Below are 20,181 nucleotides of genomic sequence, written 5' to 3'. Positions count from 1 at the left end.
CTATGCCCGGTACGAAGAGACATATTCTCGTTATGAGTTCATGGTTTCCTACGCGTTTAGATCCATACGCAGGAAATTTCGTTGAGCGATTTGCACATTTACTTTCAGATACGTATGAAGTTACTGTTCTTCATACGATGGGTGATAAAAATTGCAGCTCGATTGAAGTAGATGAACAGTATGTTGATAATGTAAGAATCATTCGAATTTATCACAGCATTTCAAAAAACAGGTTTATTCATTGGTGGTTACAGCGAAAAGCTTTGCGAAAAGGATTACTCATGTTAGATCACATTGATTTAATTTTTGCACATGTGTTTCTTCCAAGAGCGATGCAATTCACCAGAGTACAAAGGTATTTTCATTGCCCATTAATTGTGATGGAGCATGGTTCTTATTATCGAAAAAAACTTCGAAAGAATTTCATCTCTCTGCATCAACAATTAATAAAAAGAGCAAGTAGACACACCAAAGAAATTGTGGCAGTTTCAAATGTTTTGAGAACAGATATGAAACCGCTTTTTCCAACTACAAAAATCCAAGTGATTCCAAACTTTGTAGACGAAGAAATTTTCAGTTTAAGAGATTCCAATCCGATTCAAAGAACTAAGTTTATCCACATTTCAACGCTTGATAAAAACACGAAAAACCCGAGTTTTCTTTTCGATGGTTTTTTAAATGCCTATTTAGAATCTAGTAAAAAAATCAGTTTAACCGTTGTTTCTGATCAAAACACCGACGAATGGGAAAGATGGGCAAAACTAAATAGTTGCAGTGAAGCTATTACCTTTATCGGTCCTTCTGAATGGGAAGAGGTCAGCCAACTATTAAAAGAACACGATGCACTTATTCTTACTTCAGAATACGAAACATTCAGTATAGTAATTGCGGAAGCATGGTTAACTGGAACTCCAGTAATTTCAACAGCTGTGGGTATTGCGGCAAACATGACTGATTCATTGGGAATAAAAGTCGAACACAACAATATTGCCGAATTAAAACACGCTATTTTGGATATGAAGAATGGAAAATTTCAATATGATAAAAATTTCTTACGCTCATTTGGCATGCAATTTTCAAAGGAAAGTGTCAAAAACCAACTCATTGAATTATTTAACAAACATTTTATTATTTACGAATAGTTCAAAATAATTCAGTTGTTCAAAGAGTTAAAGGTAAAACAGATTTGAACTTTTGAACTCCTTTGAACCCATTTGAACTCTTTATATGGATAAAAAAAATCTCTTCAATCACATTTCAAAGATAGTTCAGGAAAAAATCGACCGATTACAGGCTGATATCTCCGACTTGCAAAAAGATATTGCAGAAGACAGTAAAAGTTCAGCTGGTGATAAATTTGAAACAGCACGTGAAATGGCACAACAAGAACTTTCAAAGCTAAGTGTTCAACTAAGTGAACAACAACGTTTGAAAGGATTCATTGAAAGTTTATCTCAGGAAGAATCAGACATCGTGAAAATTGGCTCATTGGTTCAAACAGATAAAGGGCACTTTTTAGTAGGTGTTCCCATAGGAAAAATCAGCTTCAATCAACTAGAGATAACTGGTATTGGAGCAGCCGCACCTCTTGGTCAAGTCTTATTGAAAAAACAAATCAATGATTGCATTCAAATCAATCAACAAAGCTTTCTAATCGAACAAATTCTTTAACTTAGCCCATTACTTACTACAACCTTTTAGCGAATGTTAATTTAATATGAACTCACTTCATAATTTATTTACATAAGCTTCACAATCCAATAGTTTTACACTTAATTTAGAATAACCTGACAGCAGTTCCTTTGTAGCAAAATTAAAGCTATGAAGATATTTCTTTCCGTTGTTTCATTAATGATTGTAAGTTTTGCATTTGGGCAAGACAAAAATAACGGAGTTATTCAAGGAAAAGTAATCGATTCTGAAACAGGTGAAGGTTTACCTTCAGCCCAAGTTGAATTGGTAGAACAAACAAAAAAAATACTTTCAGACATTGAAGGTGTTTACAATTTCGACAAGTTAGAAAAAGGAAGCTACTCCATTCGAATTGTATATCCAGGAATGCCCACTCAAATAATAAATGGTATTGAAGTGAAATCTGGTAATATCACAAACATTGATGTTGTTATGACTCCTCCAAACGAGGATACAATTGTAGAAGTAGTCATAACTGCAAAAAGAATTATAGATACAGATCAAGGTGTGGCCTTGAAACAAAAAAATGCTGTAAGTGTTGGAGATGTCATGTCAAGCCAATCTATAGCTAGATCAACTGCCAGCAATACCAGTGATGTTTTAAAAATGGTAAGTGGAGCAAGTATCCAAGACAATAAATTTGCTGTTATCAGAGGTTTAAACGATCGATACAACGCAGCTTTCTTAAATGGTTCACCACTTCCAAGTTCTGAAAGTGACCGAAAAGCATTTTCATTCGACATATTTCCTTCTAATATGCTCGACAATTTAACAATTACAAAATCTGCTACACCAGAACAACCTGCTGAATTTGCTGGTGGATTAATTCAAATTAACACCAAAAGTATCCCTGAAAAAAACTTCTTCTCTTTTCAACTTGGAACAGGATACAATACCATTACTACATTCAAAGACCGCACTAGTTATAAAGGTGGAAAAATGGATTGGTTAGGAATAGATGACGGAAACAGGAAAATACCATCTTCGATTCCATCATTTAAAGACTTCCCAACAAGCATGCACGATGAAGCAAAATTAGCAAAAACATTCAGCACCGACTGGAAGACAACAGAAAGTAAATTCTCGCCAAATCTAAACCTTCAAGCATCTGGGGGATTCAATAAAAAATTTGGAAAAATGCGCGAATTCGGAATGATTGCTGCTTTGACTTATAGTAGAAGTTTTAGTTACAATGAAACAACACGTCGAGGTTATCTCAATGCGAATGACCCAAATTCGTTAGAAACTAGCCAATTGCAATACGAATACTTCGACAAAAATAATGTGACAACAACATTGTCTGGAGCTCTTGCTAATTTCTCACTAAAAATCAATGAATTGAATACACTTAGCTTTAAGAATATATATAGTATCAATTCAACAGACAAATTAATTTCCAGAACGGGTGAAAATGACCCTTTACAAAACCCAACACTTGTAAGTAATAGTGCACGTTGGTTCACTTCAAATCAAGTGTATTCAGGACAATTAGAAGGACAACATGGTTTAAAAGTAAAAGGACTTAAAATAAACTGGTTGGCAGGATATAGTAATATTTATCGTTCCATTCCAAATTTACGCAGATCAGCATACTCAAAACCAAAAGATCCAGTAAATCCAAAAGACACCATGTACAGCGCAAGTATTTCATTTACAAATGCTGGACAAAATTTTGGTGGAGGAATGTTTTTTTCTGACAATAAGGAAAGTTCCACAAATGCACGAGTAGATTTATCCTATACAACAGATTTATTCGGAAAAATAAAAAGCGAATTTAAAATTGGCGTTTACAATCAGATTAGATCCAGAAAATTTGAAGCACGTCAGTTAGGATATACCCGCTACGGGGTAACAGGTGGAAATGTGAAATTTGATAACAATCTTTTGTATTTACCCGAAGATGAGATTTTTGCGCCTGAAAACATGGGGTTAATTGAAGCTGGACAAAATGGAAATCCTGGAAAAGGTGGATTCAAATTAACAGATGATACAAAACCATCAGATAATTACGATGCTCAATCAATGTTAAATGCAGCTTATTTGCAAATTGACAATCGATTTGGTAAACGATTCCGTTTCATTTATGGAGTTCGAGCAGAATATTTTGATCAAAAACTGAATGCGTTGCGTGATAATTTATCTGATTTAAAAATCCGCACAACTAAATTAGATTTCCTCCCTTCAATCAATGGTATTTTTGAAGCAAATAAACGTACCAACATTCGTTTAAGCTACTCGCAAACTTTAAACAGACCAGAATATCGCGAACTAGCTCCATTTGCCTTCTACGATTTCTCAACGAACTTCGTTATTTCAGGAAATGATACATTGAAACGTGCATTGATTCATAATTTAGATTTGAGATACGAGGTTTTCCCAGGAAGAGGTCAGTTATTCTCTGCTACAGTTTTCTACAAAAATTTCCAAAACCCAATTGAGCAAAAATCGCGCGCTGATGTAACGAATGAGATTACGTATCAAAACGTACCTACTGCACAAAATTATGGGTTGGAATTGGAAGCAAGAACCCTTATCTCTAACCTTTTCGGGCTAGACACATCATCATTCTTTGACAAGTTTACTGTTTACGCAAACTTATCAATTATCCGTTCAAAAGTAGATGTTTCTACAGTCGTGGGAAGTGCAACAGATTCTAGACCATTACAAGGACAATCTCCTTATGTCTTCAACGCTGGTATTCGTTACGATAATTCACGCTATCAATGGGGAGTTTCATTAAACGTAAACCGCGTTGGACAACGTATCTATTATGTTGGAAATGTATACGAACCAGATCTTTGGGAGCAAGCACGCACCTTTTTGGATCTGCAAATTACAAAGGGATTCTGGAAAGGCCGCGCACAATTTAAACTAAACATTCAGAACATTTTGGCACAGAATCAAATCTTTTACCAAAACAGCTCTACAGAAAGATCAACAGCAAAAGGAATGAATGCATTCTTTAACACCATTTTTGTGGGTGATAAAAACAACAACAATAATTACGACAAATCAATTGATAGAGAAATTTGGAACACCAATTTCGGAACAACATTTAGTGCTTCAATAAGTATCAAATTGTAAGTATCCAAAAGACGCCTGAGAGGCCACCCGTGATCGGGTGGCTTTTTTGTTTCCAAAAAAATAGTCAAAGGAATTGAAGCAAATTTATTTTGAACTTTTGAATCATCCAAGGATGAAGCTTTGAAACTATTTTAGTTCCTACTAAAACGATTGAGTCAATGTTAATTTAAGGATACTTCAATTAAGATACGCTTAACATTTATTTACTCGAAACGTAACTTAAAAGAAAGGATAGAACAAGGTTGTTGAAGCAACTTTGTACCAAGAAAAAAAAACGAAAAATGAAAAAAATTTACTTAAGTGCAATTTTTGCAGGTTTGGGTGCTTTAGCAGCATTTGGACAAGACTTTTACGAAACAACTTACCGTGGAGCTTTCGCTCCTGCTCCAACAGCAATGTGGTCTGGAAGCTGGGCTAACTGGGATCCACAAAACACGAATTACGGTACTTCAAATACCCCTATTACAGCTAACATTACAACAAACACAACATGGACAGCTGGAAATGTGTATTTGTTGCAAGGTCAAATCTATGTAAAAAACAACGCTACTTTAACAATTGAGCCTGGAACTATTATTATGGGTTCTAAAGCAGTTGTTGGATCAGGATTGTTTATTACAAAAGGTGCAAAATTAATCGCTGCAGGAACAGCAACTAGTCCAATTGTATTCACATCTGATCAACCAGCAGGATCTCGCTCGGCAGGTGACTGGGGAGGAATAATCCTTATGGGTAAAGCGACTACTAACTTAGTAGGTGGTATTGGATTCATTGAAGGTATCGCTTCATCTACTGACACAGAATATGGTGGTGCTACAACTCCAGTTAATACTGATAATTCAGGTGTATTGAAATATGTTCGCGTAGAATTCCCTGGATATGCTTACCAACAAGACAAAGAAATCAATGGAATTACATTTGGAGCAGTTGGTTCTCAAACAGAAGTTGATTTCGTTCAAGTTTCTTTCTCGAATGACGATTCATTCGAATGGTTTGGTGGAAGTGTAAACTGTAAACACCTTATCTCTTACAGAGGATTGGATGATGACTTTGATACTGACAACGGTTTCAACGGAAAAGTACAATTTGCATTAATCGTTCGTGATCCAGATATCGCTGACCAATCATCTTCTTCTACTTCCGAAGGTTTCGAATCAGATAATGACGCTTCAGGTAGTACAAACTCACCTTTTACAAGTGCTATTTTCTCGAATGTAACTGCAATCGGGCCATTCAGAGGAAGTACTTCAAATACAATCGATCCTAAATTCCGTCGTGGTGCTCGTATCCGTCGTAATTCTCAGTTAGATATCCGTAACTCTATTTTTATGGACTTTATGACTGGAATTCATATTGATGGAACTGCTTGTGAGGCGAATGCTACTGGCGGTTTGATCATTTTCAAAAACAATATCGTTGCTGGAAATACTCCAGGGAAAGTAACTGAGAAAGGTGCAACTAGTACATTTGGTATCACAGCTTGGTTTGCTGCTGGAATGAATGATTCAATTGCTTCTACAGCAGGAATTTTGACAACACCATACAACTATTTGACTCCTGACTACCGTCCAGCTGGAAGTTCTCCACTTTTATCAGGTGCAGATTTCACAGGAATGAGTACAGGATTAGGTATCGAAGAGGTTTCGGATATCGTTGGAATGTCTTTATATCCTAACCCAACAAACGGTGATGCAAGCTTATTTGTTGATGTAGCTCAAAACGACGAAATTGAAGTAGTTGTCATGAACTCAAATGGACAAATTATCCAAACTGTAGCTACAAAGTATGCTGAAGTTGGAACACATGAATTCACAATCAATGCTGCAACATTTGCTCAAGGATTGTATTACGCGGTTGTAAGATCAGGTAATACAGTTAAAACAGTAAAATTGAGTGTTGTTAAGTAACGAGTTTTCTCTGTTAGTTTAGTTTTATAGCAAAGAAAAGGGTTGTCAGCCGATGCTGACAACCCTTTTTTCGTTCAAATGGTTCAAACAAAACGTTCAAAGTTCCGATAGTTATCGGAATCAAACCAATTGAACTTTTAAACTTTTTGAACTTGTTTGAACCTTTCAATATGCTTACCTTCGTAAAAAACAAAACCTATGAAAATATTAGCATTCGGAGCAAGTACCAGTAAATCTTCTATCAATCAGCAATTTGCACACTTTGCCGCTCACCAATTTGAAGGTGACGTCAATATGATTGATTTAAATGACTTCGAAATGCCAGTATTTTCTGTTGACAAGGAAAAAGAAGATGGTTTCCCTGACGAAGCTCACGAACTTCATGAAATTATCGAACATTCAGACTTCCTAGTAATCTCAATGACAGAACACAACGGAAGTTATTCCGCGGCTTTCAAAAACACCTTAGATTGGTGTTCTAGATTAAATAACAGTGTCTTTCACGAAAAACCAATGTTGTTGATTTCTACTTCTCCTGGAAAATTGGGTGCAAAATTCTCACTAGAAGCTGCATTGAATCGTTTTCCACGCCACACAGCAAATATTCTAGGTCATTTCAGCTTGCCAAGCTTTGGAGACAACTTCAAGGATGGCATTATCAATAAAGAATTGGCAAAAGAATTCAACGATTTGATTGAAAACGTAAAAGAAACCTTAGCGAAGATCCAATAAGGAATCTACTCCAATTAATCGTTCAACTGTATATCCTTCAGCGTAGCGAACACCAATGCTACGTCCAAATTCGGCCATTCTACCGCGCAAGAATTCAAAAAATTCTTCTCCAGAAATGGGTGTTTTAGGCTCAGAAGAACTTGGATCCCAAAACTGGGTTTTGTATGCTTTGATAGAGTCAAATTTTTGTTCTACGAACTCCGTTACATCAATTGCAAAATCTGGTTTGAGGTAGCGGTCTTGAATGTAGTGATACACGAATTTTGGTCGATGTGCTTCTTGCGCAACTCCACCCCAGCTTGTTTCTATTCTCCGCAATCCAGCTAAAAAGCAAGCTTCAGAAGCCAACTTACTTCCTTTTCCATGATCAGGATGACGATCTGAAACTGCATTCAATAAAACAATTTGTGGTTTAAACCTCCGAATTTGCTCAATAATCAATCTTAGGTTCTCTTCCGAATGTTCAAAAAAACCATCTGCCATTTTCAAATTTACGCGATCCGTTAGACCTAAAATTTCAGAAGCAGCCTGAGCCTCTTCGTAACGTGTTTCCTTCGTACCTCGAGAACCTAATTCACCCTGAGTCAAATCAATGATTCCTGTGGTAAAACCCATTGAACGATGTTTCAACAAAGTTCCTGCTGCTGAAAGCTCCACATCATCCGGATGCGCTCCAATTGCTAGAATATCAATTTGGCTCATGATTTCTTGATCCAGTCTAAAATGTGCGAATCAGCAGGTTCCGTTTGTGGAGAATAAAAACCAGTCACTTTTCCTTCCTCATCAATCAAAAACTTCTGAAAATTCCAAGTCACATCTGCCCCAGTTTCATCTTTCAACCATTTATAAATCGGGTGAATCTCTTCTCCAACCGTATGTACTTTTTCAGAAAGTGGAAAACTCACACCATAATTTGTAGAACAAAATACAGCGATTTCCTCAGAAGTTCCAGGCTCTTGTCCTGCAAAATCATTACAAGGAACTCCCAATACCGCGAAGTCATTTCCACCAAACTCTTCTTGTAACTCTTGTAATTGTGTATACTGAGGAGTTAAACCACATTGCGAAGCAACATTTACCAAAAGAACTTTCTTTCCTTGAAAGTCATTCCAATCAATTGGATTTCCATTCAACTGATTCAGGGAAAAATCATACAATATCATAGTAATTCTCTTTGAGCTTTAAGATACTGCTTATTTCGAATTCCAGCAATAATTGTAACAACTAAGAATCCAGCTATCATTATCCAAACGTATCCAGGCAAATTCACAGAACCATCTCCATTTGCGTAAGAATGTAAACCCACCAAGATAAAATTCACCCCGAAGAACGTAAACAAAATGGCCGCGTAACCCCACATACTTGCTACGTTGAAAGCAAACTTCCCTTTTAAGCCAGGAATAAATCTAAAATGCAAAACGATTGAATAAACCAAAACGGAAACCAAAGCCCACGTTTCTTTCGGATCCCAGCCCCAATATCTTCCCCAAGATTCGTTGGCCCAAATCCCTCCAAGGAATGTTCCTATTGTCAACATAAATAAACCAACTGTCATAGTCATTTCAGAAACGTAGGTTAATTCATTGATATTTTTGGTAACGCTGCCTCCATTGGATGGGCTTCGGAAAATATACAAGATCATATTAAATATTCCCAAAATACAAGCCAATCCTAAGAAACCATAACTGCTCGTAATAATTGCTACGTGAATCATCAACCAATAACTTTTCAATACAGGTTGAAGGTTTGTAATTTCTGGATCCAATAAATTCATTTCAGTAACGAATATCATGAATGCTGCAAGTAAGGCAGATCCAGCCAATATTCCCGCATTTGCACGAGAGAAAATCAATCCTGCAAGCATGGTGATCCAAGCAATAAAAACAACCGCCTCATATCCATCACTCCAAGGTGCATGACCAGAAATGTACCATCTCATACCTAAACCAGCGCCATGATACAAGAAAATAATAACTAAAAAGAAAACAAGCACTTTACGAATAGTCATATAACGCTTTTCTGATTTATCCGAAGGATTGAACAATACTCGAATAAAAAATACAATCATTAAAATCAAACCGATTAACAAATAAGAATACTCACAATTCTTGAAAATTTGCATTTTATTGTACAACACTTCCATTTTAACATGAGACTCAGTTGGAAGAATTGATACTGGAGCTAATTTCCGTTGCTGCTGCTTCAAATCATTCAATAAGTTGGCAGATTTCTTAAAATTATTATTCGATTTTGCAGCATCATTCAAAGAACTAATATAGCTCAAAGCTAAACGACTCGTAAGGCTATCTTTTTGCATCAATTCCTGATTAAAAGGCATAAACCAACGGTTTCCTGAATCTCCTTTTAATGGAATAATCTTCATGAAATTCCAATTAATAACACCTGCAAACACTTGATACTTCTCTCCTAGTTTAATAAGCTTCTTCTGAGTCTCCGATTGCTGTGATTCTGGTTTTTGCAAAGCCACATTGTAATCATCAATCCACTTGAAATTACCAGTTTCGTCCGTCAATTCTCTAAAGGAAACATACTGGGTCAAATTGTATTGTTCAAATAAAGCTGCTGGAACCAAGATCACTTTTTCATTCATCCAATAATCTGGATACATGTGCATGCTTATAATCGTTTGAACAGCATTTCTGTCTTGATATTTATTTGCTCTGTACAATTTTCGCAAAAGCTGATCAGATAGTGTATGTATTGGAATAATCCGACCTCTATTATCTTGAACTAATAAACTTGCCAATTCATCACTTTGATCCTCTGAGATAAAATAAACTACTGGGTTTTTAAATTCGGTAATCGGTTGTTCTTGTGAATGCTCATGGGTATGATGGCTATGGTCGTGATCATGTGATTCCTGAGCAAATGAAAATACAGAACTTAATGCAAATAGAACACTTAATGCCTTTTTAGCATTGGAAGTTTTTAAATTGGATAAAAGCTCTCTAAAACGGGAACTTGGAGCAAACAAACTAAAAATCATTCCTATAAACATCATTAAATATCCTAAATACGTTACGTTCGTTCCCCAAAAATCGTGATTTACACTCAAAATTGTTCCTTTTTCATCTGCATCATAAGAAGATTGGAAGAAACGATAACCACCATAATCCAATACATGATTCATGAATACGTGCTTTGTACCAAATTCATTGTTTGCAGTATCTAAAACCTGTAAATCACTTGAATATGAGGAAGGCATATCTGAACCTGGATAACGATCCAACATAAAGTCGTTGCATTTCATATAGAATGGAATTTTGATTCGTCTCATCCCGTATTCCATTCGGTAATTCAATCCATTAAACTCGAAGAAAACAGGCTCTCCGATCATTTTCTCACCTCCTCGCAAGCGAACAATCTTTGATTTGGAACCATCTGTAATTTTTACGGTTAAATAATCTGAACCAACATCTCTTTTTCCAGATGGCATTAATATCTTTCCAACATTCGGAATCTCTTGCTTAAACACGAATTGTTGTCCAGCAATTTGATACAAAGTAGTCGTTGCAAAAACAACTTCTTCTCCTGGGGCAACTTTCACAAAAACAGAATCTGGTGGAGCAATTCCACTTTGACGCGCTTTTTGCATTTCCTTCATCGGAATGTATTGCAAAGGCATATTTGGTCTTAACCGCAAAGTGTCATTCTTACGGTAAACATTCACTCCATTTACCAATTGCTCTGAAAAAGCAATATTTAAACCATTTACGGAGAAAATTTCATCATTGATGACATAATTGGATTTCATTCCGTCGGTCACAATATCCAAAGCACTTGTTTTGTATTTTGAATCAATTTTAATGGTATCAATCTGCTTCGATTTAAAATCAACGTATTCCATCGTAACCTGGTTTTTATGACCTGGAAATTCGATATCTAAGTTTGCAGAATTAAATGGATAAGATTCAGCCAAAAAAGTTTTTACATGGTCTGTCAGTTGATACTTCTTCCCGTCATTCACATTCACCCATAAATACGGATCTGATGTATAAACAACATTCGATGATTCACCTTCCCGAATCATCATCATTCCTTCATAACTTACATAACGTGTAATCCATGCTCCAAGAATAATAACGATAAACGAAATATGGAAAAGTAGCACAGCAATTTTCTCTCGTCTCCACATTTGGTAGCGGAAAATATTCGCAATTAAATTCACACTCAAGAAAGCTAATAGCAATTCAAACCATTTAGCATTGTAAACCCAAAGCTTGGCTGCTTGAGTAGTTTCGTACGACTCAATGAATGTTGCTATTGCAATTGCAGTTAGGAAGATGAATAATCCCATTGCCATTGCTCTCATCGAGAAAAGTCCTTTTGCTAGTTTTTCCATGTGAAAACGGATTGATAATTTTCTGGTGCAAAAATACGGATTCGTTTGGGTTTTCAGCTCAAAATAACAAGTGAATTACGAATACCTAATTGCGAATTACGAATGATGCTTTGAGGATCTTTATTGCAGGAATTAATCTGTTCTAAAACAATTATATCAGGCTATTTCAGGCTAATTGTAAAAACCAAAAAAGGGACGAAAACCGTCCCTTTTTTAACAAATATTGTGTTTATTTATTCCTCAATTACTTCTGAAGGAACTAAAATTCTTCCGCAATGTTCGCAAACAATTACTTTTCTACGTGTATCAATATCTAATTGACGTTGTGGTGGAATTTTATTAAAACATCCTCCACAAGAATCACGGTCAACACCAACAACAGCTAATCCGTTTTTCGCATTCTCACGCAAACGAGAGTAAGCTGCAATTAAACGAGAATCTATCAATGATTTTGCTTTCTCAGACTGAGCGATCAATCCTTCTTCTTCTTTTTGTGTTTCACCAACGATTTCGTTCAACTCATCTTGTTTCACTTTCAAATCGCCTTTACGCATTTCCAAACGCTCTTTCGCTTCGTCAAGCACTTCTTTTTTAGAAGTAATCTTGATTTTAGTTTCTTTCATACGTTTATCGTGCAATTTAATCTCCAACTCTTGGTATTCGATTTCTTTTGCCAACGATTCGAATTCACGATTGTTACGTACATTATTTTGTTGATCCTTGAACTTCAAAATAGCAGCGTCAGCATCTTTCATTGCCATCTTACGATCTGCAACTTCAGTATCCATTTCTTTCGCTTCTTCCTGTAGGTTCTTGATTCTAGTCTCTAACCCTTCGATCTCGTCCTCCAAATCTTGCACCTCCAAAGGCAATTCACCACGTACGGTTCTAATTTTATCGATTTGAGAATCAATCTTTTGCAACGCATACAATGCGTCCAACTTTTCAGCAACTGTTGTTTCTTTTGTACTTGCTTTTGCAGCCATACTTTAGAGATAATTTATCGGATTCGTATTTACACTCGTTAAACGAACCGCAAAGGTAGTAAATTTTTTATTCAATTGCGCTACTAACCATTCAGAAGTATATTGTTCCGACTCAAAATGTCCAATATCAGCAATCATTAAGTGGTTTTCAGCATCAAAAAATTCGTGGTATTTAAAATCTCCCGTAATAAAAACGTCTGCTTTTGCGCGAATGGCATCTTTCAACAGAAAACTTCCAGCCCCTCCGCAAACAGCAATGGTCTTCACCATCGACTTGGTTGGATTTGTATAGCGAATACTTCCGCAATGAAAAGTCTTTTTCACAAAATTCAGAAATTCCATCACTTCCATCTCTTGATCTAACTGGCCAATCATTCCGCTTCCAATATATTCATTGGTATTTGTCAATCCGATTATATCATGAGCTATCTCTTCATACGGATGCGTAACTTTCATTGCTTCCAACACCGCTGAAACAGCATGTTCGGAAACAATGACTTCGATTTTTACTTCTTTCACCACTTCCAATTCTCCAGCTTTTCCAATAAAAGGAACCGCATCCGAATCTGGTCTGAATCGGCCTTCTCCACTTGATGTAAAACTACACGAATCATACGATCCAATGTAGCCTGCACCCGCTTTCGCCATGGATTCTCTGATTAAATTCGCATGTGTTTCGGGAGCAAAAACAGCGAGTTTATAATTGGTAGCAGCTTTCGGATTTAAGATCTTTACATTCGTCAATCCCAATTTATCTGAAATGATGTGATTCACTCCAAAATGAACATTGTCCAAATTCGTATGAATAGCAATTAAATTGATCTCGTTTTTGATGGCTTTTAAAACCGTTCTTTCCACATAATTTGCTCCTGTAATTCGTTTCAATCCCCTGAAAATGATGGGATGATGCGTCAAAACCACATTCGCTCCATGCAAAATTGCTTCATCAATGACTGATTCAATGCAATCCAAGGCAACTACCACTCCTGTGATTTCAGCAGTTGAATCACCAACCAACAATCCCGAATTGTCATAGGATTCTTGATAGGTAAACGGTGCTATTTGATTTAAAAACGAAACGAGCTCTTTAACTTGCATATTCTAGTTACTTTTGAATATCAAAAATAAGAAAAAGTGTGAGTCTATCGAGGAGAAAGATCTGGTTAAGGCAAACATTAAGATGACGTAACCGAAACAATCAAAAAGGACTAATTCAAATCCTCCTAAAATCTGGGTAAAAAATATATTGATTAGAAGTACTAAAAGATGAACAAAAAACAATTGTCAGTTATCACCCTCGCACTACTTTGGGTTATTCTAGCATTCACAAATACCAATCTATTTAACGAACTAAACTACCTGTTAAAATTATTGCCTCAAATAGAACTCTGGTCTTTTGCAAGAAACTTCATTTGCATTCCTGTTTATGTGCTCTTATTAGCGACTCTGATTTATTTGTTTCAACTCATCAAATCACGAAGCTTTCATTTTAATCAGTTCAAACCAATCGTCAAACATCAAAAGAGAAAAAAATCTTACTACTTTCAGACCTTGACACTCCTTATTATTGTAATGATTTTGACCAGATCAACTACTGTTTTTCTGCACAGTTTGAGTATTCCAGCAATCCAATTATCAGACAAGAGTTTCTTCCAGATCTTTTTTCTGGGATTCTAGCATGGAAATAGAATTTTACAACTGATAAAAATAGATTTTAGAAATTACTTTTCCATAGAATGCTTTTAATTCGAGTTCTGGAAGCAAGGTCGTATTTAAAATTTGTGCCTGATAGCAATTTGAAAGACCATTTAGCCCAACAATCGGATGTCCAAAAACACCCCTCGTAAATTTTTCAGCTTCATGAGAAACCCAAACAAACGAAACGTTCTTTTCAAGTAGAATTTTCGCCGTTAAACGTCCCTTCTGCCCTGTCCCGTTGACAATCAATTGGAGATCTGGATCCCAATCCAACTCAATAAAGCGATTAACTTTCAGAGAAAAAAATGCCTTTTGCTGATAATTTTCACTTGTTTTGGAAGTTCGCAAATCGTGATCGCGCCACAAATGAGTTACTAAATCCAATCCTTTAATCGAATAACCCGCTTCATACCACCGGAATAATAAATCGTAATCCTCTGGATATCGAAGTCCATCGAAACCTCCACAGTTTTCCAAATCAGATTTACGCATCATCCAATTTGCAGAGGCAACTGAACATTCACGATAAATATGCGCCAAAAAATCTTGATTATCAATCCGCTCATTCAACCACTTTTCATAGGCCAAGTAACCCGAAGAAATGGATTCAGTTTGTGAAAAGTAGGTCACTTTTCCAGTTACTATTTGTGATTTTCCATTCTCAAAGAATTTCGCAAATTCGGCTAGTTTGAAATCAGGCATCACATCATCGGCATCCATGCGGGTAATGTATTCTCCACTGGAATGCTCAAAAGCTGTACAAAGCGCATCCACAATTCCTTTTCCGCTATTTTCAAGTAATTTGATTCTTGGATCATTTAACAAATCAGCAATTGCTTCCAGTTCGTTCTCAATGCTGTGATCATTCACCAAAATCCACTCCCAATCGGTGTGCGTTTGCGCTAAAATAGACAAAGCAGTTTCCCGGATGTACTTTTCAGCATTGCGGTACGGAGTAAGAATCGAAATCAGAGCCATTGAGCAAATTTATGTTTTTTTATTTCCCCCCACGTAACTGCACGGAACGCTTACGCCTTAGCTGCGGCGTTGGCGCAGGAACACGAAAGGTTATATAGTTTATAATGTGAGCTTACTTCAAGTTTTAGCTTCTTCGAATTCTATTATCTTTACCCTCATGGAAAAATTCCGCTTGCTTCTTATTCCTTTCTCTTGGCTTTACGGGCTAGTTGTGAGTTTGCGGAATTGGTTTTACAACATCGGAATTTTTAAATCCAAGCAAATCCCTGGAGCTTCTATCTGCATTGGAAACATTACAGTTGGAGGCACTGGAAAATCGCCACTCACAGCGTATATCGCTAAATTATTCGAAGAAAAAAAAACGGTTATTCTTTCTAGAGGTTATGGTAGAAAAACACAGGGATTATTCATTGCAAATGCAACAAGTACAGCGAGTGAATTGGGCGATGAACCGATGATGTATTGGACCAATTTTAATCAACAAATTCCAGTGGTAGTTTCCGAAAAACGACAAATTGGAGTAGACTGGATTCGAGAAAACACCTCAAATTCATTGATTTTACTCGATGATGCGTTTCAACACAGAGCTGTAAAATCGGGATTAAATATCTTGTTAATGACTTACGACCGACCTATTTTTAGCGATTTCGTTTTTCCAGCAGGGAATTTGAGAGAACCAAGAGCTGGAATGAAGCGATCAGATATTGTAGTTGTTACAAAATGTCCTTCCAATCTCTCTGAAAATTTCAAAACGAATTTTTACCAAAAAATTCCACTAGCAAAAGAGTTTATTTTCTTTAGTGAAGTGATTTATGGTGACTTAACTGGCTTGTTTGGAGAAATTTGGGAACCTGTCGATCAAATTCTTTTGGTCACTGGAATTGCCCAACCTGAACCACTATATCGTTTTTTAGCTGAAAACCACAAAGTTGAATCACTCAAATTTCCCGATCATCACGCTTTTACTCATCTCGATATTCAGCAAATTCAGCAAAAAGTTGCTACTTTTGCAAACCAACGATGTGTGGTAGTTACGACAGAAAAAGATGCCGTTCGTTTTGCAGAGTGGAAAGATCAAATTTTGCAAAGCGGAATCCCATTTTTCGTACAAAACATATCACTGAAAATAGATAGAGAAGCACATTTTAAAGATTTACTGAAAAATTATGTTGTTAGAGCAAATGAAACAAGCTGCTGAGTATATCAACAGCAAAACGCAAATTAAACCAAGCATTGGAATTATCCTAGGAACTGGATTGGGCGGATTGGTAAAAGAAATTGAAGTAATTGACGAGATTCCTTACGATCAGATTCCTCACTTTCCCATTTCAACAGTAGAAAGTCATTCTGGAAAATTGATTTTTGGAAATCTAGGTGGAAAACAAGTTGTTGCTATGCAAGGACGTTTCCATTTCTACGAAGGGTATAACATGCAACAAGTTACTTTCCCAGTTCGTGTGATGAAATTACTAGGAATTGAGCGTTTGTTTGTAAGTAATGCTTCTGGAGGTGTAAATCCAGATTTCGAAGTAGGTGAAATTATGATTTTGAATGACCACATCAATTTGTTCCCAGCACATCCTTTGATTGGTAAAAACATTGATGAATTAGGCCCTCGTTTCCCAGATATGAGTGAGCCTTATGATCATTCTATGATTGAAGTAGCTAAAAAAATTGCTACAGATAACAACATCAAAGTTTCCGTTGGAACTTACGCTGCATTGACTGGTCCTACATTGGAAACTCCCGCTGAATACGGATATGTTCGTGCAATTGGAGCAGATGCCGTTGGAATGTCGACTATTCCTGAAGTAATCGTTGCACGTCATATGGAAATCCCGTGTTTCGCAATCTCAATCATTACAGATTTAGGAGTTCCAGGGAAAATTCAAAAAGTAAGTTTACAAGATGTTATTGATGTAGCAAGCAGACAAGAGCCTAAAATGACCTTGATTATGCGTGAGTTGATTTCAAAAATATAAAAGATTTAAGACTGTAGACGCTAGACAAAAGACTTGATGGGTTCTTTGTCTAATGTCTCAAGTCTAATGTCTCAAGTCTATAAAAATGGATACAGAAATAAGAGATAAATACGAAGTTGTTATTGGATTAGAGGTTCACGCTCAGTTGCTGACCAAAACCAAAGCATATTCTTCGGATATTAATGAATATGGCGCTGCGCCAAATACGAATGTGAGTGTGATTACTTTGGGACATCCAGGAACATTGCCTGTGATGAACAAAAAAACAATCGAATATGCAGTAAAGCTAGGTTTGGCTTTGGGTTGTACGATTGCGGAGCACCAGCATTTTGCTCGGAAAAATTATTTCTACCCCGATCTTCCGAAAGGATATCAGATTACGCAAGACACTACTCCAATTTGTACAGGAGGATCAATTGTAATCAAAACAGAGGACAATCAAGAAAAAACAATTGGTTTAACACGCATTCACATGGAAGAAGATGCTGGAAAATCAATTCACGATGTTGATTTGTACGATACTTTGGTAGATTTGAATCGCGCTGGAACTCCCCTTTTGGAAATCGTTTCAGAACCTGAGATTCGCTCTAGTCAAGAAGCTTATAGCTATTTGACGGAAGTTCGCCGTTTGGTTCGTTACTTGGATATTTGTGATGGAAACATGGAAGAAGGTTCTTTACGCTGTGACGCCAATGTATCTGTTCGATTGAAAGGCGCACCAGAATTCGGTACGAAGGTCGAAGTAAAAAACATGAATTCTATTCGTAATGTACAACGTGCGATTGAATTTGAGGTTGATCGTCAGATTGCTGCAGTTGAAAAAGGAGAAACCATTTCACAAGAAACACGCAGTTTTGATGCATTGAAGGGAATTACAATTTCTATGCGTAGCAAAGAAGCTGCAAATGATTACCGCTACTTTCCTGAGCCTGATTTACAACCAATTGTTGTAGATGCAATATATGTGAATCAGGTAAAATCGAAAATGCCAGCTCTTCCAAGAGAATTGCATGCGAAATATACGCAAGATTTAAAGCTTTCTGATTATGATGCGGGAATTTTGACCGACTCTAAATCCATTGCCTTGTTCTTTGAAGAAGTTATTTCAAACACAAAAAACTACAAATCGGCGGCAAACTGGATCATGGGCGAAGTCAAATCTTACCTCAATCAAAATGGTTTAGAAATAGAAGATTTGCCAATTTCAGCAAAACAAATTGCTGGAATTATCAACTTAATTGAAAGTGGAAAAGTTTCCAATTCTGCAGCTGCTCAAAAGCTATTCCCTGCATTGATTGAAAAACCAGATTCGAACTTAGAAGAGTTGGCTATCTCATTAAATATCATTCAGGAATCCAATACTGATTCGTTAAAAGAAGTTATTTTGAGCGTTTTCGAGCAACATCCGAGCGAGTTTTCTCGTTTTAAAGCTGGAGAAAATCAATTAACTGGATTTTTCATGGGACAAATCATGAAAGCTTCTGGAGGAAAGGCTGATCCAAAAACTACAAATGCGCTATTGCGCGAATTAATTCAAAAAAATTAATGATTCGATATCCCTTTTTAATTGCTCTTTTTTCAGGATTATTCCTTGTTTCAGCTTGTGGAGATGATAATATCAACGAGGAAACTGGATTAGTCAACAACTTTCACATCGAAGGTCAAATAAAAGGAGCTGCAAATGAAAAACTAAAAATTCAAGCTCAATCTCAAGAAGGAGTTATTGATGTTGCAGAAACAATGACCGATGGATCAGGAAACTTTGAATTGGATGGGAATATTCCGGGAATGGGAATTTATTCCTTGTCTTTGGGTGAAAGTGGAAAAAATGCTGTTGTTATTCCGATAGATATCAATGACCAAATTGGATTGCAGGCTACAAAAGACAATTTTGCCATTGAACCTGTTTTTTCTGGAACGCAATGGGCAAAACCTTTGACTAAATACATGGCACTTTTCAGCGATTTTGCGAAAAAGCAAATGGAGATTATGCCAACTATTAAAGATCAAACCAAGCAATTAGCAATGTTTGCTCAATTGAAAAAACCGATTGTCAACTTCTCGAAGACTCAAATCAATAAAGATCCGAAAAATCCCGTAAATCTGATTTTGGTAAACTTAATTATGCCTTCACCAGAAAGTGGTTTTGCAGATTGGGATCCGAAAAATTTAGATGCTTTGAGAAAAGTAGAAACGGCTTTTCAACGCAATTATCCTGAATCCCCAATGACAGGTCTTTTAGCACAGCAAGTAGCAGCAATTGACGCTCAATACCAAAGTTATATTCAATACAGCTCAGGTACAGTGACTGCTCCTGAAATTGCACTTAAAAATCCAACTGGATCAGAATTGCGCTTATCCAATTTAAAAGGAAAAGTAGTATTGATTGATTTTTGGGCTTCTTGGTGCGCACCTTGTAGAAAAGAAAATCCAAATGTAGTTCGCCTCTACAAAAAGTATCGCGGACAAGGTTTTGAAATCTATTCTGTTTCTTTAGATCAAGATCCAGCGGCATGGAAATCTGCTATCGATAAAGATGGTTTGTTTTGGTCAAATCATGTTTCTGACTTAATGGGATGGCAAACTCCACTTGTTCAAGCTTACGGGATTCAAGGAATTCCTCATACCGTTTTATTGAATAGAGAAGGTAATATTGTTGGAGTTGGATTAAGAGGCCCAGCTTTGGAACAAAAATTGATAGAACAACTAGCAAAAAAATAAAAGAAAGCGAAGCTTTTGATTCATGACAGACTAGTTTT

At 36.5% G+C, this 20,181-nt stretch carries 15 protein-coding genes; 9 read left to right on the top strand and 6 right to left on the bottom strand.

Features of this window, described 5'->3' with window-relative positions:
- Positions 1-2: 2 nt before the first annotated feature.
- The 5 genes from FLUTA_RS14330 (at position 3) to FLUTA_RS14310 (ending at position 7,415) form a co-directional block, all read left to right on the top strand.
- Positions 3-1,142, top strand: coding sequence for a glycosyltransferase family 4 protein (locus tag FLUTA_RS14330; RefSeq protein WP_013687608.1), 1,140 nt, complete (start codon positions 3-5; stop codon positions 1,140-1,142).
- Positions 1,143-1,227: 85 nt separating this feature from the next.
- Positions 1,228-1,671, top strand: coding sequence for a hypothetical protein (locus tag FLUTA_RS14325; RefSeq protein WP_013687607.1), 444 nt, complete (start codon positions 1,228-1,230; stop codon positions 1,669-1,671).
- 150 nt (positions 1,672-1,821) lie between these two features.
- Positions 1,822-4,776, top strand: a complete 2,955-nt coding sequence (locus FLUTA_RS14320; RefSeq protein ID WP_013687606.1) for a TonB-dependent receptor — start codon at positions 1,822-1,824, stop codon at positions 4,774-4,776.
- Positions 4,777-5,057: 281 nt separating this feature from the next.
- Positions 5,058-6,683 carry a T9SS type A sorting domain-containing protein gene (locus FLUTA_RS14315; RefSeq protein ID WP_013687605.1) on the top strand — a complete coding sequence of 542 codons (1,626 nt, stop codon included), beginning with the start codon at positions 5,058-5,060 and terminating at the stop codon, positions 6,681-6,683.
- Positions 6,684-6,881: 198 nt separating this feature from the next.
- The gene (locus FLUTA_RS14310; protein ID WP_013687604.1) at positions 6,882-7,415 is read left to right on the top strand and encodes an NADPH-dependent FMN reductase; all 534 of its coding nucleotides are present in this window, start codon (positions 6,882-6,884) and stop codon (positions 7,413-7,415) included.
- On the opposite strand, the gene bshB1 is transcribed toward FLUTA_RS14310, so the two are convergent.
- The 6 genes from bshB1 to FLUTA_RS14275 form a co-directional block, all read right to left on the bottom strand.
- Positions 7,398-8,117: a bacillithiol biosynthesis deacetylase BshB1 gene (gene bshB1 / locus FLUTA_RS14305; protein ID WP_013687603.1), complete on the bottom strand. Its 720-nt coding sequence runs from the start codon at positions 8,115-8,117 to the stop codon at positions 7,398-7,400. The genes FLUTA_RS14310 and bshB1 overlap by 18 nt on opposite strands.
- A complete protein-coding gene (locus tag FLUTA_RS14300) occupies positions 8,114-8,578 on the bottom strand; it encodes a glutathione peroxidase (RefSeq protein WP_013687602.1) in 465 nt (154 codons plus the stop codon). Before FLUTA_RS14300 ends, bshB1 begins: the two co-directional genes overlap by 4 nt.
- Positions 8,575-11,778 (bottom strand): cytochrome c biogenesis protein, encoded by a 3,204-nt coding sequence (locus FLUTA_RS14295; protein WP_013687601.1) that lies wholly within the window; start codon positions 11,776-11,778, stop codon positions 8,575-8,577. Before FLUTA_RS14295 ends, FLUTA_RS14300 begins: the two co-directional genes overlap by 4 nt.
- A 233-nt stretch (positions 11,779-12,011) precedes the next feature.
- Positions 12,012-12,764: a zinc ribbon domain-containing protein gene (locus tag FLUTA_RS14290; protein ID WP_013687600.1), complete on the bottom strand. Its 753-nt coding sequence runs from the start codon at positions 12,762-12,764 to the stop codon at positions 12,012-12,014.
- Positions 12,765-12,767: 3 nt separating this feature from the next.
- The gene (locus FLUTA_RS14285; RefSeq protein ID WP_013687599.1) at positions 12,768-13,862 is read right to left on the bottom strand and encodes a Nif3-like dinuclear metal center hexameric protein; all 1,095 of its coding nucleotides are present in this window, start codon (positions 13,860-13,862) and stop codon (positions 12,768-12,770) included.
- Positions 13,863-14,456: 594 nt separating this feature from the next.
- Positions 14,457-15,440 carry a glycosyltransferase family 2 protein gene (locus FLUTA_RS14275; RefSeq protein ID WP_013687597.1) on the bottom strand — a complete coding sequence of 328 codons (984 nt, stop codon included), beginning with the start codon at positions 15,438-15,440 and terminating at the stop codon, positions 14,457-14,459.
- A 157-nt stretch (positions 15,441-15,597) separates the two neighbouring features.
- Here FLUTA_RS14275 and lpxK point away from each other — a divergent pair, with 157 nt between their 5' ends.
- From lpxK to FLUTA_RS20925, 4 genes are all read left to right on the top strand, one after another.
- The gene (lpxK, locus tag FLUTA_RS14270; protein ID WP_013687596.1) at positions 15,598-16,638 is read left to right on the top strand and encodes a tetraacyldisaccharide 4'-kinase; all 1,041 of its coding nucleotides are present in this window, start codon (positions 15,598-15,600) and stop codon (positions 16,636-16,638) included.
- The gene (locus FLUTA_RS14265; RefSeq protein WP_013687595.1) at positions 16,607-17,422 is read left to right on the top strand and encodes a purine-nucleoside phosphorylase; all 816 of its coding nucleotides are present in this window, start codon (positions 16,607-16,609) and stop codon (positions 17,420-17,422) included. The genes lpxK and FLUTA_RS14265 overlap by 32 nt, the downstream gene beginning before the upstream one ends.
- Before the next feature lie 85 nt (positions 17,423-17,507).
- The gene (gatB, locus tag FLUTA_RS14260; protein WP_013687594.1) at positions 17,508-18,968 is read left to right on the top strand and encodes an Asp-tRNA(Asn)/Glu-tRNA(Gln) amidotransferase subunit GatB; all 1,461 of its coding nucleotides are present in this window, start codon (positions 17,508-17,510) and stop codon (positions 18,966-18,968) included.
- Positions 18,968-20,143 (top strand): TlpA family protein disulfide reductase, encoded by a 1,176-nt coding sequence (locus FLUTA_RS20925; protein WP_013687593.1) that lies wholly within the window; start codon positions 18,968-18,970, stop codon positions 20,141-20,143. The genes gatB and FLUTA_RS20925 overlap by 1 nt, the downstream gene beginning before the upstream one ends.
- Positions 20,144-20,181 lie beyond the last annotated feature (38 nt).

The sequence above is a fragment of the Fluviicola taffensis DSM 16823 genome (genome assembly GCF_000194605.1).
Taxonomy (GTDB): Bacteria; Bacteroidota; Bacteroidia; order Flavobacteriales_D; family Crocinitomicaceae; genus Fluviicola; species Fluviicola taffensis.
This window is presented reverse-complemented; position numbering and strand designations above follow the sequence as displayed.

Coding starts and splice junctions, on each gene's coding strand:
- FLUTA_RS14315 (WP_013687605.1), top strand. CDS start 5,058: ATGAAAAAAATTTACTTAAGTGCAATTTTTGCAGGTTTGGGTGCTTTA.
- FLUTA_RS20925 (WP_013687593.1), top strand. CDS start 18,968: ATGATTCGATATCCCTTTTTAATTGCTCTTTTTTCAGGATTATTCCTT.
- FLUTA_RS14330 (WP_013687608.1), top strand. CDS start 3: ATGCCCGGTACGAAGAGACATATTCTCGTTATGAGTTCATGGTTTCCT.
- FLUTA_RS14285 (WP_013687599.1), bottom strand. CDS start 13,862: ATGCAAGTTAAAGAGCTCGTTTCGTTTTTAAATCAAATAGCACCGTTT.
- FLUTA_RS14320 (WP_013687606.1), top strand. CDS start 1,822: ATGAAGATATTTCTTTCCGTTGTTTCATTAATGATTGTAAGTTTTGCA.
- FLUTA_RS14295 (WP_013687601.1), bottom strand. CDS start 11,778: ATGGAAAAACTAGCAAAAGGACTTTTCTCGATGAGAGCAATGGCAATG.
- lpxK (WP_013687596.1), top strand. CDS start 15,598: ATGGAAAAATTCCGCTTGCTTCTTATTCCTTTCTCTTGGCTTTACGGG.
- FLUTA_RS14300 (WP_013687602.1), bottom strand. CDS start 8,578: ATGATATTGTATGATTTTTCCCTGAATCAGTTGAATGGAAATCCAATT.
- FLUTA_RS14265 (WP_013687595.1), top strand. CDS start 16,607: ATGTTGTTAGAGCAAATGAAACAAGCTGCTGAGTATATCAACAGCAAA.
- FLUTA_RS14290 (WP_013687600.1), bottom strand. CDS start 12,764: ATGGCTGCAAAAGCAAGTACAAAAGAAACAACAGTTGCTGAAAAGTTG.
- FLUTA_RS14275 (WP_013687597.1), bottom strand. CDS start 15,440: ATGGCTCTGATTTCGATTCTTACTCCGTACCGCAATGCTGAAAAGTAC.
- gatB (WP_013687594.1), top strand. CDS start 17,508: ATGGATACAGAAATAAGAGATAAATACGAAGTTGTTATTGGATTAGAG.
- FLUTA_RS14325 (WP_013687607.1), top strand. CDS start 1,228: ATGGATAAAAAAAATCTCTTCAATCACATTTCAAAGATAGTTCAGGAA.
- FLUTA_RS14310 (WP_013687604.1), top strand. CDS start 6,882: ATGAAAATATTAGCATTCGGAGCAAGTACCAGTAAATCTTCTATCAAT.
- bshB1 (WP_013687603.1), bottom strand. CDS start 8,117: ATGAGCCAAATTGATATTCTAGCAATTGGAGCGCATCCGGATGATGTG.